Origin of the sequence: Pseudoalteromonas sp. T1lg122, from assembly GCF_002964825.1 — a bacterium.
In the GTDB taxonomy this organism is placed as follows: domain Bacteria; phylum Pseudomonadota; class Gammaproteobacteria; order Enterobacterales; family Alteromonadaceae; genus Pseudoalteromonas; species Pseudoalteromonas gelatinilytica.
Genome location: NZ_PQCG01000007.1, coordinates 758,303 through 773,734, shown reverse-complemented (window position 1 = coordinate 773,734; position 15,432 = coordinate 758,303). Strand labels below are relative to the sequence as shown.

Sequence of the window (15,432 nt, the reverse complement as noted above, 5' to 3'; positions counted from 1 at the left end):
AAGCAGGTTTGCTTTTTGGCTATGAACCGCTAAAGTTGCGATTTATATAATTACGTTTTTGATTAAGGGATAAAGATGACGACAATCACAATTGATGAGAGTGCGCTTGAAGGAATGGAATCACTTTTAGGTGACCAATTTGCCGACACCTTAACCTTTTGTTGCAGTGAATTTCAGCGTTTAGGCTCTGAAGTACTTGCAAATCTTGGTTCAGATAATGAAGCAGCAGCAAGGCATGCACACAGTTTAAAATCAAATGCCGCCCAATTTGGTGCCATGAGTTTGTCAGCACTTGCGCAAGAAATAGAACTGACCTTGAACCAAGGTGATGTCGCAACAGCACAAGAAAAATCACAAACCCTTGATGAACAAGTTTCAGGTTCAGTCGAAAAATTACAAGTATGGCTTGCTGGCCGCTAAAAACTTGAATTTATTTCAGTTATAACCGCAAAAATCCTCTGGCGTGGTGGCCCCGTACTGGGTTAGTCTTAAGGCTAATTAGTAGAGGTAACCATGTCACAAATCAAAAAGAGTCACAAACTAGACGGTGTCTGTTATGACATACGTGGGCCTGTGCTTGCACAAGCTCGAAAAATGGAAGACGAAGGGCAAAAAGTATTAAAGCTAAACATTGGCAATCCTGCTGCCTTTGGCTTTGATATGCCTGAAGATATGCACAAAGATATCATTCGTAACTTATACTCAGCCCAAGGCTACTGTGACTCTAAAGGCCTCTACTCAGCCCGTGTGGCTGTCTATCAACACTATCAGCAACGCGGTTTATTTAATCTTGATGTCGATAATATTTATATTGGCAATGGGGTCAGCGAATTAATTCAAATGACCACACAAGCATTACTTGATAATGACGACGAAGTGCTTATTCCAGCACCGGATTATCCGCTATGGACAGCTTCGGTTAAATTAGCAGGGGGTAACCCTGTGCATTATCTATGTGATGAAGAACAAGATTGGTTTCCTGATATTGCTGATATTAAATCGAAGATCACGTCAAAGACTAAAGCGTTGGTGCTTATAAATCCGAATAACCCAACCGGTGCGGTGTATAGCGATGATCTGTTGATGGAACTTATTAATATTGCTCGCGAGCACAAGTTATTGTTACTGAGCGATGAGATTTACGAGAAAATCTTGTATGACGGTGTCAGCCACAGCTCGATTGGTGCGCTGTGTGATGATGTGCCAATTATCACCTTTAATGGCCTAGCAAAAACGTACCGCGCGGCAGGATTGCGTATGGGCTGGATGGTGTTAAGCGGTCGTACTAGCATGATGGAAGATTTAAGTCGTGGCCTAGATATGCTGGCATCCATGCGCTTATGTGCCAATGTGCCTGCTCAGTATGCTATTCAACAAGCTTTAGGCGGTGTGCAGTCAATCGATAACTTGATAAACCCTGGTGGTCGATTGTATGTGCAGCGTGATATTGCATGGCGTGGTTTAAATGCCATTGATGGTATTAGCTGTAAAAAGCCTAAAGGGGCACTTTACGCATTTGCGAAGGTGGATACGGCGCACTTTAATATTAAAAACGATGAGCGCATGATTTTAGATTTACTCAAAGCTGAGAAAATCTTATTAGTGCATGGTCGCGCATTTAATTGGCCTGATCCTGATCATTTCAGATTGGTATTTTTACCAAACAAAGATGATTTAACAGAAGCCATGAGTAAGATGCAGCGATTCTTCGCTGATTATCGACAAAGTTAAAAAAAGCGAGCCGAGGCTCGCTTTTTTAATAAGCTTTATCAACACGCACCGTGTTATCGGTGAGGTACACCAAACGTACTTTATCACCTTGGTTGAACAGCATTTGGTTGTCTTTGTCTTGCACAACCATAAACTGTTCGCCGCTTTCTACTTTGATCATCAATTCAACGAGCTGATATTGTATGACGCGACTGTTTTGTTGGCGGTTGTGAGCAACAGAGCCACCAATCATCGAACCTAAAATGGTTGCTACAGTGCGGCCACTGCCGCCACCAAACTGATTACCGATAACACCGCCAATAAGCGCACCACCAAAGGTTTCCCAGCCATTGGTTCTGTCTCTGACCAGTTCTTGTTCGGTAATGGTTCGCACTGATTGTACTGAGCCAAATAACACCTGTTGTACTGGTACTGCTTTGTTACGCTGATAGTCAGCATAACTAGGCGAGCTCAGTAATAAACAGCTTGCTAGGATTGCTACTAGGTATTTCATAACCCCTCCTGACTACCAGCCAAAAGTTGATTTCTCACGTGTTTTGCGGATTTCAGTTTCATCAGCCCATTCAACTAGGCCGCTTTTTAAATCCATTAAACGCATGGTGAATTTGTAATACACATCAGCCTTGTCAGCATTTGATTTAACAATGCTCGATAAGTTGCCGTATAACATATATTGCGCACCAACTTGCTGGCCAAAAGCGATAGCGGTATTTGGATCGACAAGAGGATCAACGTTTTGGAAATTAAGTTGTTCGCGCACAGCTTCAACACGGGTCATATCAACAAAGCGGAACTTACCACTGCGTAATAACTGTGTTGAGATTGAATCGGTGATTGATTCAGTATCAATGTGCTCGCTCGTTTTGTTTTTAATACGCTCAACAAACACGATAGGGCGAGTATTTGCTGTCATGGTGCCAACCACAGGTGAAGCAAGTAACGAGTCTGTCATTTGGCTTGCTACTTTTTGTAGATCCGTTGAGCCAAAATTGATATCTGTGGTTTCAACAGCTTGCGCATCACCATAGCTAACAACGGCTTTATTAGCACAACCAGACAGCAACAAAGCGCTTGTCATTGCAACGGCCGCAGCCGACTTAACAGAAAGTAATTTCATTGTAGTATCCTTAATCTTCAAATTCTTGTGCTTCTGTTGACACTTCACGCACTGCAAGCGAGAAGGTGACAGCATTTGCTGTCGGGGCTAGGCCCGGTAATTGGGTCTTAGCAAATCCAAATAATGTAATGGGTTGCCAAGGTGAATGGTTGCCGCGAATAACAAAGCCATCAGCGTCATACCAAGTAAATTGATATTGTAAGTATTGAGACTTTTTATACTGGCTTGCCAGTGTCACAACAACATCGGTTAAGCCATTTGTTTGGCGTGTTTTTACATCTGTAATGGCTAATTTCTTGCCAAGTTCAGGGTTATTAACAATCAGTTGTTGGTTATACTGTTGTGATGCCTGCTCAACACCAATGCCAGAAGTGGTAGGGCGTGAGGAGCAAGCCGCAACAAGTAAAATGGTTAATAGTGGCACTAAGTATTTCATCATTGCTCCTAGAGTTGTACAACATGTGTGTCGTAGTAGTTATTTATAGAGGTTAGGAAAATCAAGGTTAACCCTTGCTTACTAACCGTAAAGTCTATTTCGCCATGTCCCGGCACGCTTAAAGCGTGCTGACCTGCTGACATCGCGTGCTGTGCAATACTCAGTTGACTTGGTAAAGTCGACCAGCTTCGCGTATCAGCTTGCTCTGATGCTATGTTATAAATATTCGCTAAAATATTACCGACATCGCCGCCGCTTCTTGCCAATTCTGCGCGCATCTTTTCTTTTGCTACCAAACGCATTACTTGACGGGTTATTCTGCCAGCACTTTGATCTTTCAATGTTTTTGCTGCCAGTGCTTCAAGCCTAACAATGGGCGTCAGTGGCAAATTTTCGCCATCAAGAGTCACTGTTTTATTACTGCCCGCATAGGGCGCATCGCGATAAACTGGCATGGCAATACTGTAAAAGCGTGCATCACCCCGGGAGGTATAAATGGGTAATCGTAAATGAAACTCTTGCCTTGCTGGTATCAAACCTTGCTCTGCAATTACAATTACTTGGCCCGTGTTTGCTTGAGTCTGTTTTAGCTTGCCAAAGCGTTTGCTAAATTCTTCAAAGTCCTGATCAAACCCTTGTTTTTTGGCAAGGCGTAACACTGTTTGCTGTAAGTAGCTATTTTCGCTATTTATTTCGAGTGCTTTTTTATAATCGATATAGGCATCATCAAATTGTTTATCTGCCTCATAAAGTAGGCCAGACAAATAAAACGTAAAGGCATTTTGAAAGCCATTTTTGACATTACCAATTAGCTCAGCCATATCAGGGTAACCTTCAGCGGCCTTTTCTGCTTGTTCATCAAGTACAGCTTGATTGTCTTTTAGTGCATCTTCTTGAACTTTATTTGCACGTCTAACTTCAACTAATGCAGATTCAAGTTGTTTATCAAATACATAACTCAGTGCTTTGTAGCTATGCAGCATGGTCATTTCATAGGCTGCTGGCTCATAACCAATCACTGAGTCATTGGTTAATAATGAATTTGTTTGCTCAAGGCCTGCACTTAGCTGTACTTTGGCTGCTTGACGCTTTTTTTCCATATTTTGATAAACAGCTTCAAAGGTCTCATTAGCCTGAGAATTTTGTTTAGCCAAAAACTCAAGACGGGCCGTTTCAAGCTGATTTAACAAATAGTTACTATGGCCTCGGCTGTTACTTGGCAAAAGTTGCTGCGCACTTGCTATGTTATTCTGAGAAACAGCTTGGCGCACAGGTCTTAGCTGCGTCGCATAATCTTGGAATAGATCAGTAATACCTATGGTACTGCAACCAGATAACAGTAGAGCAGCTCCAATAAATAAACGTCGATGCACTGAACACTCCTTTTAAACAATGTACTGAGATTAGCATACGCGGCTTAACCTTCTATGATAAATTATGTAAAAAATCGTAAGTTAATTGTCTAATTTTAGGTCTTATCTTTTTTAAAACCAAAAGGATAACTCATTTGTTGAGCACCATACTGTATACCTTGATTGCACTTTGTGCGTTTGCAGCTAACTCTTTGCTGTGCCGAATGGCATTACAAAGTGGTGATATTGATCCGTTAAGTTTTACTGCTATTCGCTTAGCCAGTGGGGCGTTTATGTTGCTTGGCTTACTTTTATGGCAAATAAAGCTAAGGCGAACAAAATCGCCAACAGCTAAACCTTTAACCGATAAAGGTAACAATATCAGTGCGCTTAGCTTATTTGTTTACGCGCTGTGCTTTTCAGTTGCCTATGTTGATTTAAACACAGGCACAGGCGCACTTATCTTATTTTCAGCAGTACAGTTAACCATGATAAGCCATAGTGTTTTAAATAAAGAACCACTCAGTAAAGTGCAGTGGGGGGCTTTGTTTGTCGCTTTTGTGGGTTTTATATACTTAATGCTGCCCTCAGCCACGGTGCCTTCTTTGATGCCGGCAATGCTCATGGCGTTAAGTGGTGTGGCATGGGGTGTTTACAGTATTCGCGGAAAATCATGCAGCTCACCTTTGCAAGCAACCAGCTTTAACTTTCTAAGAAGTTTAATACTCGTGCCAATTTTAGTGTTTCTAGCCGTGGTTGATTGGCAAGGTATTACTGCCAGTGGGGTTTATTTGGCGATAGCTTCAGGAGCGCTTGCGTCCGGGCTTGGTTATAGCATTTGGTACATAGCATTACCTAGGCTTAAAAGTAGCCAAGCAGGGGTGGTGCAGCTAACCGTGCCTGTGCTTGCCACATTAGCTGGGGTGGTGGTTTTAGATGAGCAATTAACAGCGCGTTTAGTTTTAGCCAGCGCCTTAATTCTTGGCGCTGTACTGGTATTTTTAATGGCTAAAATTAGGGCGTATTAATATTTAATACGTAGCGTTCATAAAGGGTGTTAAGTTCAGCTAGTATCGCTTGTTTGCCGCTCAGCTCACTTTGTTCAATACAGTGCTGTAATGTTGCAACTGACAAAAACGCCATCATCTTAGCAGACACACCAATATGACTGATATGCCAAGGCTCAGGAGCAACCCCACCTTTGTACTCCTGATAAGGGCGATAAAAACCATATTTTTCTAGGTTATCGTCAAGCCATGCAGCAAGCTTGGCAAAGGGCCCTGTGGGCGAATACTCATCAGGGGTTAATTGCAGCTGGTAATCATCGTCAATAGGGCGGGTATCGTAAATGTCGAGGTCGGTACCAAAGTGGTGCCTACTTGCCCCAGGCAGTGCTGAGTAAAGCATAATAGCGTGGCACTTTTCAGTATCACTTAGATTTTCTAAATCTACCGTTTGTTGCTCAAGGGTGTAAACCGGTCTAAGGCCCTGAAATTTAGCATTCCAAATAGCACTTTGACGATGAAAATCACGAAAGCTTGAGGCAATTGTCAGATCAATACCAGCTTCTTTTGCTCCTTGCTGCAGAGCTAAAAAATCATCGACAATATCACAATGCAAGCGATGGTTTTGTAGCTCAACTAAATGTGAGCTACTTAACCCCGTGGCGCATTGTTTAAGCTCGGTTGGGTTCATGTAAGCAGTTGCTCTAAAATCACTTCGTAAATATCAGCTAGTTGAATTAAATCATCCGTGCTAACACATTCATCTACTTTATGAATGGTTTCATTACGAGGACCAAGCTCAATGACTTTGGCGCCCGTTTGTGCGATAAAGCGACCATCAGAAGTACCACCGGTGGTTTCAAGCGCGGTGTCGCGTCCAGTCACCTGCTTTATAGCGTGCACGGTAGCATCAACTAACGGGCCATGATCGGTTAAAAAAGGCAGCCCATTGACAATCCAATTTAGCTCGTAATTGAGGTTGTGTTTCTCAACAATATCAACCACTCGCTGCTGTAGCTGTTGGTGAGTTACTTCAGTACTAAAGCGAAAGTTAAATTGAATCTCAAGTTCACCTGGGATCACATTTCCGGCACCGGTACCGCCGTTAATATTCGAAACCTGAAAACTCGTTGCAGGGAAAAATTCGTTACCTTGATCCCACTCGGTTTGACTCAGTTCAGTTAACGCAGGAGCAGCTAAATGAATTGGGTTTTGCGCTAGATGCGGGTAAGCAACATGGCCTTGCACACCTTTCACGGTTAAAAAGCCAGTTAATGAACCGCGACGACCATTTTTTACCACATCGCCAAGCACATCTCGTGAAGAGGGTTCGCCAACTAGGCACAAATCAATCTTTTCGCCTCGTGCTTCGAGGGTATCGATAACACGGGTTGTGCCGTTGATAAACGGGCCTTCTTCATCAGACGTAATTAAAAACGAAATTGAACCTTTGTGATCTGGGTGCTTAGCCACAAAACGCTCAGTGGCAACCACCATAGCAGCCAGTGAACCTTTCATATCGGCTGCGCCGCGACCATGTAACATACCGTCTTTTACCAGTGCAGAAAAAGGCGGGTGCTGCCAATTTTTTTCAGGACCTGTTGGTACAACATCAGTGTGACCAGCAAAACAAAAATGCGGTGACGCATCGCCCTTACGAGCCCAAGTATTTAGCGTATCGGTGAAAAACAGTGATTCAATATTAAAGCCAAGTTTTTCAAGGCGTTCGTTCATTAACGCTTGGCAACCAGCATCTTCAGGCGTCACTGATTCACGCTGGATAAGCGCTTGAGCAAGTTCAATAACAGGGTGAGTCATTAGGCAAAAATCTCATCGTATTGAGCGGGTTTAAAACCTAAGTGGTATTGGCCATTATGCACAAGTACCGGGCGCTTGATCATCGCAGGTTGCTCAACAAGTAATGCTAATGCAGATTCTTTATCTAGGTTTTGCTTTTGCTCATCAGATAATTGGCGATAAGTTGTGCCGCGTTTATTAACTAAATCTTGCCAATCAATATGCGCTGCTAACTCATTAACTAGCTCAGCACTAATGCCGTCTTTACGGTAATCATGGAAAGTAAATTCTTGATTGTTATCAGTTAAATATTTCTTGGCTTTTTTAATTGTATCGCAATTGCTGATACCGTACATGATAGTCATAAATTCTACTTTTTAGTTACAGTGAGTAATGTGTCTACCCCAGCAGTGACCTGAGATAGTGAATAATAAAGGGGTCCAAGGTGTTGGCTATTGAGAACGCAAAGCGTACCAAGCATAGGGCTGCTCAACTCGCGTAAATCAAAATAGGCTAATCGTTCACCTTGGCTAATTTTACTGCCGTTTAATTTAGCGATATTGGTGTGGTTGATATGTTCTTCAACCGATGAAAACGATAAGTTTAATAAAACTTTTAAACCGTTTTTTGCTTGTAAAATGTATTCTTTACCAGCATTTTTAACTTGTAATAGGGTGCCATCGAATGGCGCAATGATGTTGTGGCTGGTTAGTTCAACACTAATCCCTGGGCCAAGGGTGGCAAAACGAAAAAATGGCTCAGGGTGCTCGTTAATGCTTTTTACACGCCCACTAAATGGGCTTTTAATGGCCATGCAGCGCGCTTTTCTGAGGCTGCGTTCGGGTAAGTATTGAACTTCGTTAGTCATGGCTTATTTAACATCACCTAGCACATGGTAACCGTCTTTTTTCAGAGCTGTAATGGCTTTGGCCATACTTTGCTTTTTCACTAATACATAATCGGTATCGTAAGTAGATAAAGCAAAAATCGAAATCGACGCTTTTGCTAGCACGCCAGAAATGTTCGCCATAATACCAGTCAACGAAAAACCAAGTGGGCCAATGACTTCCAGTGCTTGCCAGTCGGTTTCTTGGTCCAGGCTGTCGAGCTGGAAACTACTTGGGCAGACAATAGACAGCTCATCAGCCGTTTTTGCAATAAAGAAAATAGCTTGTTGGAGTAAGGCAGGGTCAATCGTTGCATCGACATCTAAACTATGAATGGTAAGTTCTTCACTATGAAGTTGTAACGTTTGTTTTGACATCTGCGATCCTATCTTTGAAGCCTTTGAATTTATAGTATAGGTAAACAAAGTTAAGATAAAGCGCAATAATTTTGATTGCTGAGGTTTTACTCAATATCGCTGTTGAGGTTGTCCACAGATTCTGTGGATAAATATGGGAATAGGTCAGTATAAAGAAGGTAATAGGCTAATTTATAAGGGTTTTATAAATTAGCCTAAATTTTGAAGGGTTAATTTTCTAAGCTTTCAACTTGCTTAGCTTGAATCGCTGTAAGGGCAATGGTGTAAACAATATCGTCTACTAATGCACCACGACTCAAGTCATTTACCGGCTTACGCATACCTTGCAGCATTGGGCCAATACTAATTAAATCGGCACTCCGTTGAACTGCTTTATAGGTTGTATTACCGGTATTTAAATCTGGGAATACAAACACCGTTGCTTTACCTGCAACCGGGCTGTCTGGTGCTTTCTTAATTGCTACATTTTCCATAATTGCAGCGTCGTACTGAAGCGGGCCATCAATCACTAAATCAGGGCGCTTTTGCTGGGCAAGTTTAGTGGCTTCACGCACTTTTTCTACGTCAGCACCTGAACCCGAAGTACCCGTACTGTAGCTGATCATTGCAACACGAGGTTCAATACCAAACGCAGCCGCTGAATCAGCTGACTGGATCGCGATATCGGCCAGTTGCTCTGCTGTTGGGTCAGGGTTGATTGCACAGTCACCGTAAACCAGAACTTGATCAGGTAATAACATAAAGAACACAGACGATACCAACGATGAACCCGGTGCAGTTTTAATTAACTGTAGCGGGGGGCGAATCGTATTCGCTGTGGTGTTAACCGCACCCGACACTAGACCATCTACTTTACCTTGTTCAAGCATCATGGTGCCAAGCACCACGTTATCAAGTAATTGCTCTTGGGCAACCACTTCTGTTAAGCCTTTGTTTTTACGAATTTCAACCATAGGCGCAACGTAATCGTTGATCACATCCGCTGGCTCAACAATAGTTACGTTATCGTTAAGCTCAACACCTTGTTGCTCAGCAATACGTAAAATCTCTTCTTTGTCACCAAGTAAGATTGTTTTTGCAATGCCACGTTGGCCACAAATTGCCGCAGCTTTAATTGTACGCGGCTCATTACCTTCTGGTAAAACAACGGTTTTATTCGCTTGACGGGCTTTGTCTGTTAGTAAGAAACGAAACGCTGGCGGAGACATTTTACGAGTACGACCAACACTTTGCGCTAGGCTGTCTAACCAATCAGAGTCAATGTGGCTGGCGTTGTGATCTTTTACTTTATCGATACGCTGATCATCATCACACGGTACTTCCATATTGAAGTTGTGCAGTAATAAAGACGTGCGCCACGTATCTTCTTCTGTTGCAAGAATTGGCAGGCCGGTATCCATCGCTTGTTCGCATAATTTCATGATGCGATCTTCCGGCTTAAAGCCACCGGTTAATAAAATAGCCCCAAGCTTGGTGCCATTCATAGCCGATAAACAAGCGGCAACTAATACATCAGAGCGATCGCCCGGAGTGACCAGTAATGCACCTGGGGTAAAGTGGCTTAAAATATTCGATACTGTACGGGCACAGAAAGTAACGCGACGTAAACGACGGTGAGCCATGTCGCCTTCGTTAATAACTTCGGCCTTTAAGTATTCACATAAATCACGCACACGCGGCGCTACTAGGTCGAAATCCCACGGGATTGAACCTAATAATTTAAATGGGTGCTTTCTGAAAATAGGCAGCGATGCTAAACGGTTTAATTCGTTTTCAAGTTGTTCAGGCTCATGGGCTTCAACAAGGTCAGCACGGGCACGACCTTCGTCATCTAAAGGTGCATTAACTTTATTGAAAATACAGCCTAACACGCGAGGGTGGTTAACACCGCCATAGTTGCCTGAGGCGATTTCTAAACGGTCTTCAATTTGGTCGTTGCTATCGTTACTAGGCGTTAAAACAAAAACAATATCAGCACCCAGAGTTTGCGCGATTTCACGGTTTACACGGCCTGCGTAAGGCTGACGACGTGTTGGCACCATACCTTCGATAATTGCAATTTCATCTTCTTTAATGGTGTTTTCAAAGCGCTCGACGATTTCTTCAAGTAAGTCGTCGCCTTTACCATCACCAATCATTTGTTCTGCATAGCTCAAATCGAAGGGAGTAGGCGGATTAATTGGTGAGCCATGGGTGACAATTTGTGTCGACTTTTCAGGGCCTGTATCGCCAGAACGCGGCTGTGCAATTGGTTTGAAAAAGTTTACTTTAAGCGCCTTTTGCTCAAGCGCACGCACTAGACCAACAGAAACAGATGTTAAACCAACCCCTGTCGAAATAGGGATCAACATAATTCTACGTGCCATTTACTTAACCCTCCTTTGCAATGCGGGCTGCATCGTTAGCAATAACCCATTCTTCGTTGGTCGGGATCACAAACGCTTTAGCATGTGCTTGGCCTTTTGAGATTAAGCCTTCTTTACCAAAACGTGCCGCTAAGTTTGCAGCTTCGTCACACTCAAGGCCTAAAAAGCCTAATTGGGTGATCACTTTGTCACGAATGATATCTGAGTTTTCACCGATACCACCGGTGAAAATAAGTGCATCAAGGCGTTGTACAGGCACTAAGAATGCGGCGATTTGTTTTGCTAAACGGTAGCAGAAAATATCGAGTGCAAGGTTTGCTTGCGAGTGACCTTCAACAGCGGCTTCTTCAATAGTGCGACAGTCATTTGATAATTCACTAATACCTAACAGGCCACTTTTCTTATTAAGTAAGTCATCAATTTCTTGCACTGAATAATTAAGTTGCTGAGTTAAAAACGTGAATAAACCCGGGTCGATGCTACCACTGCGCGTGCCCATCACTAAGCCTTCAAGCGGTGTAAGACCCATACTCGTATCAACACTCTTACCATCTTTAATCGCACAAACCGAACAACCATTACCTAAATGCGCACTGATCACATTGGTTTGCTCACGCTCTTTACCTAGCAATTTTGCCGCTTCACCAGCAACATAATAATGGCTTGTACCATGAAAACCATAACGTCTTACGCCATGCTCTTTATAAAGCGAGTAAGGTAGGGCGTATAAGTACGCAATATTTGGCATCGTTTGATGAAATGCCGTATCAAACACTGCAATTTGTGGCAGCGTTGAGAACGCTTGCTGTGCAGTGCGAATGCCCAATAAATTTGCAGGGTTATGAAGTGGAGCAAGTGCCGCTGTTTTTTCGATAGCTGTAAGTACATTATCGTCGATAAGCACAGACTCAGTGAAATGCTCACCACCGTGCACAACACGATGACCCACAGCAATTAAGTTATCTGCCAGACCTAACTCATTAACTAGCTTCACAAGCTCAGCAATGGCTGCATCATGGGCTTGGCCCTTTGCCAGTTCGATAAGTTGTTTTTCACCATTATATTTATATTTGATTGAAGGCGTGTCTGAGCCAAGGCGCTCAGCTAAACCAGAAATAACTTCGTCAGAAGTAGTGGCATCTAAAATGGCAAATTTTAAACTTGAACTACCACAGTTCAGTACTAAAACATGTTGTGGTGAGCAAAGGTGCGTCGACATAGCTAGGTCCTAAAAATACGATATCAGTCAGTGTATATTAAGGCTTGATAATTAGAATTCTTTGCCAGTATAGTAAATAAGTATTTTGTTGCTACACTTAACAAAGCTAGGCTGTAATTATACTAAAGTCTGGTTGACTTAAGCCGATAACATTTTATCTCATTTAGACATTAAACGTTAGTCTCATTACCATTAATTTGGTATTAAAACTAGGACAGGTTTTGCAGGGATTGTATCCGGGAGTGTGTTACACTCGATTGTGAAACAAGATGAAGACCCTAGGAGTGATGATGCAAAAAGGTGTCATGTCACAAGTGCAAACAGGTCGTCAATACGCTAAAAAATGGCCGATGCGACAAGAGCTCGCTCCATTGTTTGCCGAATTTAGAGTGATCAAGGCCACAGATCTGGCTATTACAGTGATGCCAATATTGGCAATGCTGACTGTATTCATGCAAGTTAATTATTTAGGTAGTGATTATTTTCCACAAGCAATCACTATCGCGCTTTTCTTTTTATCACTACCGCTGCAAGGTTTGTTGTGGCTAGGCCGCCGTGCAGAAACTCGCTTAGAACCAGCAATGCTTAGTTGGTACACAGAGCTGCACAGTAAAATGAAAGCGCATGGTTATCAGTCACAATTAACGACTGAAAAACCACGCTATTCAGATTTAGCTCAACTATTAAAAGATATGTTCGAAAAAATGGATAAAGCCTTTACTAAAGAACACTTCTAATCACGAATAAACTGGCTCACATAAAACGATAACGTTACTTTTTGTGGGCCTTGCTGCTCAATCTGCTGCCAATGCTCTGGGCGGAATTTCCACGCAAACGGCGTCATCATAATTAAATGTTTAATCTCATCAACAGACAACAGCACCTGTTGCTCTAATAATGTTGTTGACTCGTTGCTGAAGCCTGCTGGTGGTTCTATCTCTGTATGCGGTTTAACATCGGCATAAATAAACGCTTTTAACTCTTTAAGATGCCAAGGGCCAGGGCTTGCAACAATTAAACTAGCTTGCGGTTTGGCAAGGCGGGCAAGTTCTTGTGCAAATAAAGGGGCAAACACACTAACAAGTACATCCGCTTTGGCATCTCCAAAAGGGGCTTGGCTAATCGACGCGACACTAAAATGCGCATTTTCATACCGCTTAGCGGCGTATTTTACCGCCGGCTTCGAAATATCAACACCATAAACATCGGCACTTGATTGTGCTGCAATTGCTTGAGTGTAAAAACCTTCACCACAGCCTAAATCAATCACTGAACTTGGAGCGAGAGATGCTACTAATTCAGCTATAGCGTGCTGTAAAAACAAATAGTGCCCGGCACTTAAAAATACGCGGCGTGCTTGCACCATTTCAAGGTTATCGCCCGGTTGTTTCGACTTTTTATTTTGCACGGGAAGTAAATTGACATAACCCTCTTTGGCGATATCAAAACTGTGATTATTGTCACAGCGGTACGTTTTATCGGTGAGCGTCAGTTCAAGTTTGCAAAGCGGGCAGTGATAGTGAAGACTCATGAGTCTAAGTAGTCCTTATCATAAAAGGTTTTAACCCAGTAAGGGCGATAGGTGATCAACAAGGTGATTGCCATGCCATTGAGCATCGCTTCAGGAAACCAAATTATGGCACACAGGATCAAATAGTTTTCTGAAATCTCAATAAAACTGTAATCACCAAGCAAGTAATAAAGCACACCACTGGTGAGTATTTTAATACAGGCGATAACAGCTGCGGTTAAAAACGCGCATAAAAAGATATAAATAAAAAAGTGTCTTGGTAAATAGGTATAACAAATTACAAAGCACAGATAGCTCAACGTAATTGGAATGAACGCTGTAAATAACAAATGCACAGGCAATAAACTGATTGGCAATTGTGCAACCAGCACTAACAACAAACTCGCCAAGGTACTTGCAAAAATAGCCAGTCGCCAACCTAAAATTAGGGTCACTGCGGTGACCCCCAAAATATGCAATTCGAGGCCAGGTAATATGCCTGCTTTAATACGCCACAGTACCGCAAGTACAAGGGCACATGCGAGTACACCCACTTGTCTTATCGGTGTTGCCAGCAAATGTGATGCGCTTTGCTTATCAAAGCTGAGCCAAATTATTATAGCCACACAGCTCCACAATGGGAGCTGCCATTGCAGTGTGTCTATCATGCGTTAAATGTTGACCAAATTGGCGCATGATCAGATGGTTTTTCGATACCGCGCAACTCGTAATCAATACCAGACTCAACACAACGCTCAGCAAGAGCAGGGGTTGCTAAGATCACATCAATACGCAGACCGCGGTTGTCATCAAACCCTTTTGAGCGGTAATCAAACCACGAATATTGTTCTGTTTTTTCTGGATAAAGTTCACGGAAGGTATCTTTAAAGCCCCAGTTTAATAACGTGCTTAACCATTCACGCTCTTCAGGTTGGAAAGAACACTTACCTGTTTTTAACCAGCGTTTACGGTTTGGTTCACCAATACCAATGTCGAGATCAGTTGGCGAAATATTAATGTCACCCATCACGATAACATCTTGATCAGGCGTGTGGTTATCTTCTAGATGGGTCATTAAATCTTTATAGAATTGACGCTTATAAGGAAACTTTGTTTCATGGGCAATGTTGTCACCTTGCGGGAAGTAGCCATTCATTACCGTTAAGTCGCGACCATTTTCTTGTGTCACTGTTACGCTGATCATACGGCGCTGTGATTCGTCGGTATCGGTTGCAAAACCTTTTACTACAGATTTAGGTTCTTGCTTACATAACATTGCCACACCGTAATGTGCTTTTTGACCATGAAAATAAACGTGATAGCCCATTTTTTGTACGTCTTCGAGAGGGAAGGCCTCATCGTGCACTTTGATTTCTTGTAAGCCGATGATATCTGGTTGATGTTTATCAATTACGGCCTGCAATTGGTGTAAACGAGCGCGCAGCCCGTTAATGTTAAATGAGATTACCTTCATGGTTTACCTATCTGTATTTTTGATTATTCGTTTAGCGCAATTCTATCATCAAACTAGGGCTTATTCATGAGCAAATTACGAAAATCAAATTGAGTAAATGTTGAACAATTGCTGCTTATTTTAAAGACATTGTTAACTCATTATTAATTATTAAATTAAATA

Annotated in this window: 18 protein-coding genes; 4 read left to right on the top strand and 14 right to left on the bottom strand. The window is 42.5% G+C overall.

What is annotated here, in order from left to right:
• The first annotated feature begins 75 nt into the window (after positions 1–75).
• Together C2M33_RS09040 and C2M33_RS09035 are read left to right on the top strand one after the other, a co-directional pair.
• Positions 76–420 carry an Hpt domain-containing protein gene (locus C2M33_RS09040; protein ID WP_063704624.1) on the top strand — a complete coding sequence of 115 codons (345 nt, stop codon included), beginning with the start codon at positions 76–78 and terminating at the stop codon, positions 418–420.
• A gap of 93 nt (positions 421–513) precedes the next feature.
• A complete protein-coding gene (locus C2M33_RS09035) occupies positions 514–1,731 on the top strand; it encodes a pyridoxal phosphate-dependent aminotransferase (protein ID WP_063704625.1) in 1,218 nt (405 codons plus the stop codon).
• Positions 1,732–1,756: 25 nt separating this feature from the next.
• Here C2M33_RS09035 and C2M33_RS09030 read toward each other — a convergent pair whose 3' ends face one another.
• From C2M33_RS09030 to C2M33_RS09015, 4 genes are read right to left on the bottom strand one after another with little or no spacing between them, the layout of a single operon-like run.
• Positions 1,757–2,224: a glycine zipper 2TM domain-containing protein gene (locus tag C2M33_RS09030; protein ID WP_063704626.1), complete on the bottom strand. Its 468-nt coding sequence runs from the start codon at positions 2,222–2,224 to the stop codon at positions 1,757–1,759.
• A gap of 12 nt (positions 2,225–2,236) precedes the next feature.
• Positions 2,237–2,848, bottom strand: a complete 612-nt coding sequence (gene lpoB / locus C2M33_RS09025; RefSeq protein ID WP_054552953.1) for a penicillin-binding protein activator LpoB — start codon at positions 2,846–2,848, stop codon at positions 2,237–2,239.
• 10 nt (positions 2,849–2,858) lie between these two features.
• Complete coding sequence (locus tag C2M33_RS09020; RefSeq protein WP_054552954.1) at positions 2,859–3,284, bottom strand: YcfL family protein; 426 nt, start codon at positions 3,282–3,284, stop codon at positions 2,859–2,861.
• Positions 3,285–3,292: 8 nt separating this feature from the next.
• Positions 3,293–4,657, bottom strand: a complete 1,365-nt coding sequence (locus C2M33_RS09015; RefSeq protein ID WP_105174314.1) for a COG3014 family protein — start codon at positions 4,655–4,657, stop codon at positions 3,293–3,295.
• 137 nt (positions 4,658–4,794) lie between these two features.
• Between C2M33_RS09015 and C2M33_RS09010 the strand changes: the two genes are divergently transcribed.
• On the top strand, positions 4,795–5,664 hold the full coding sequence (locus C2M33_RS09010; protein ID WP_105174355.1) for a DMT family transporter: 870 nt from the start codon (positions 4,795–4,797) through the stop codon (positions 5,662–5,664).
• Here the strand turns inward: C2M33_RS09010 and C2M33_RS09005 are convergent.
• The 7 genes from C2M33_RS09005 to C2M33_RS08975 form a co-directional block, all read right to left on the bottom strand.
• A complete protein-coding gene (locus C2M33_RS09005) occupies positions 5,651–6,331 on the bottom strand; it encodes a M15 family metallopeptidase (RefSeq protein ID WP_105174313.1) in 681 nt (226 codons plus the stop codon). The genes C2M33_RS09010 and C2M33_RS09005 overlap by 14 nt on opposite strands.
• Entirely contained in the window at positions 6,328–7,458 is a 1,131-nt protein-coding gene (gene dapE, locus C2M33_RS09000) for a succinyl-diaminopimelate desuccinylase (RefSeq protein WP_105174312.1), read from the bottom strand. The genes C2M33_RS09005 and dapE overlap by 4 nt, the downstream gene beginning before the upstream one ends.
• The gene (locus C2M33_RS08995; protein ID WP_105174311.1) at positions 7,458–7,802 is read right to left on the bottom strand and encodes an ArsC family reductase; all 345 of its coding nucleotides are present in this window, start codon (positions 7,800–7,802) and stop codon (positions 7,458–7,460) included. The genes dapE and C2M33_RS08995 overlap by 1 nt, the downstream gene beginning before the upstream one ends.
• A 5-nt stretch (positions 7,803–7,807) precedes the next feature.
• Positions 7,808–8,305, bottom strand: coding sequence for a PTS glucose transporter subunit IIA (locus tag C2M33_RS08990; RefSeq protein WP_063704631.1), 498 nt, complete (start codon positions 8,303–8,305; stop codon positions 7,808–7,810).
• A 3-nt stretch (positions 8,306–8,308) separates the two neighbouring features.
• A complete protein-coding gene (locus C2M33_RS08985) occupies positions 8,309–8,701 on the bottom strand; it encodes an ACT domain-containing protein (protein ID WP_054552960.1) in 393 nt (130 codons plus the stop codon).
• A 209-nt stretch (positions 8,702–8,910) separates the two neighbouring features.
• The gene (gene pta, locus C2M33_RS08980; RefSeq protein ID WP_063704632.1) at positions 8,911–11,067 is read right to left on the bottom strand and encodes a phosphate acetyltransferase; all 2,157 of its coding nucleotides are present in this window, start codon (positions 11,065–11,067) and stop codon (positions 8,911–8,913) included.
• Between the two features lie 4 nt (positions 11,068–11,071).
• Positions 11,072–12,286 carry an acetate kinase gene (locus tag C2M33_RS08975; protein ID WP_105174310.1) on the bottom strand — a complete coding sequence of 405 codons (1,215 nt, stop codon included), beginning with the start codon at positions 12,284–12,286 and terminating at the stop codon, positions 11,072–11,074.
• 290 nt (positions 12,287–12,576) lie between these two features.
• Between C2M33_RS08975 and yfbV the strand changes: the two genes are divergently transcribed.
• Positions 12,577–13,023, top strand: coding sequence for a terminus macrodomain insulation protein YfbV (yfbV, locus tag C2M33_RS08970; protein ID WP_063704635.1), 447 nt, complete (start codon positions 12,577–12,579; stop codon positions 13,021–13,023).
• Here the strand turns inward: yfbV and C2M33_RS08965 are convergent.
• From C2M33_RS08965 to xthA, 3 genes are read right to left on the bottom strand one after another with little or no spacing between them, the layout of a single operon-like run.
• Positions 13,020–13,817 (bottom strand): putative RNA methyltransferase, encoded by a 798-nt coding sequence (locus C2M33_RS08965; RefSeq protein ID WP_105174309.1) that lies wholly within the window; start codon positions 13,815–13,817, stop codon positions 13,020–13,022. The genes yfbV and C2M33_RS08965 overlap by 4 nt on opposite strands.
• On the bottom strand, positions 13,814–14,464 hold the full coding sequence (locus C2M33_RS08960; RefSeq protein ID WP_105174308.1) for an energy-coupling factor ABC transporter permease: 651 nt from the start codon (positions 14,462–14,464) through the stop codon (positions 13,814–13,816). Before C2M33_RS08960 ends, C2M33_RS08965 begins: the two co-directional genes overlap by 4 nt.
• Positions 14,461–15,270: an exodeoxyribonuclease III gene (gene xthA / locus C2M33_RS08955; protein ID WP_063704639.1), complete on the bottom strand. Its 810-nt coding sequence runs from the start codon at positions 15,268–15,270 to the stop codon at positions 14,461–14,463. The genes C2M33_RS08960 and xthA overlap by 4 nt, the downstream gene beginning before the upstream one ends.
• Positions 15,271–15,432 lie beyond the last annotated feature (162 nt).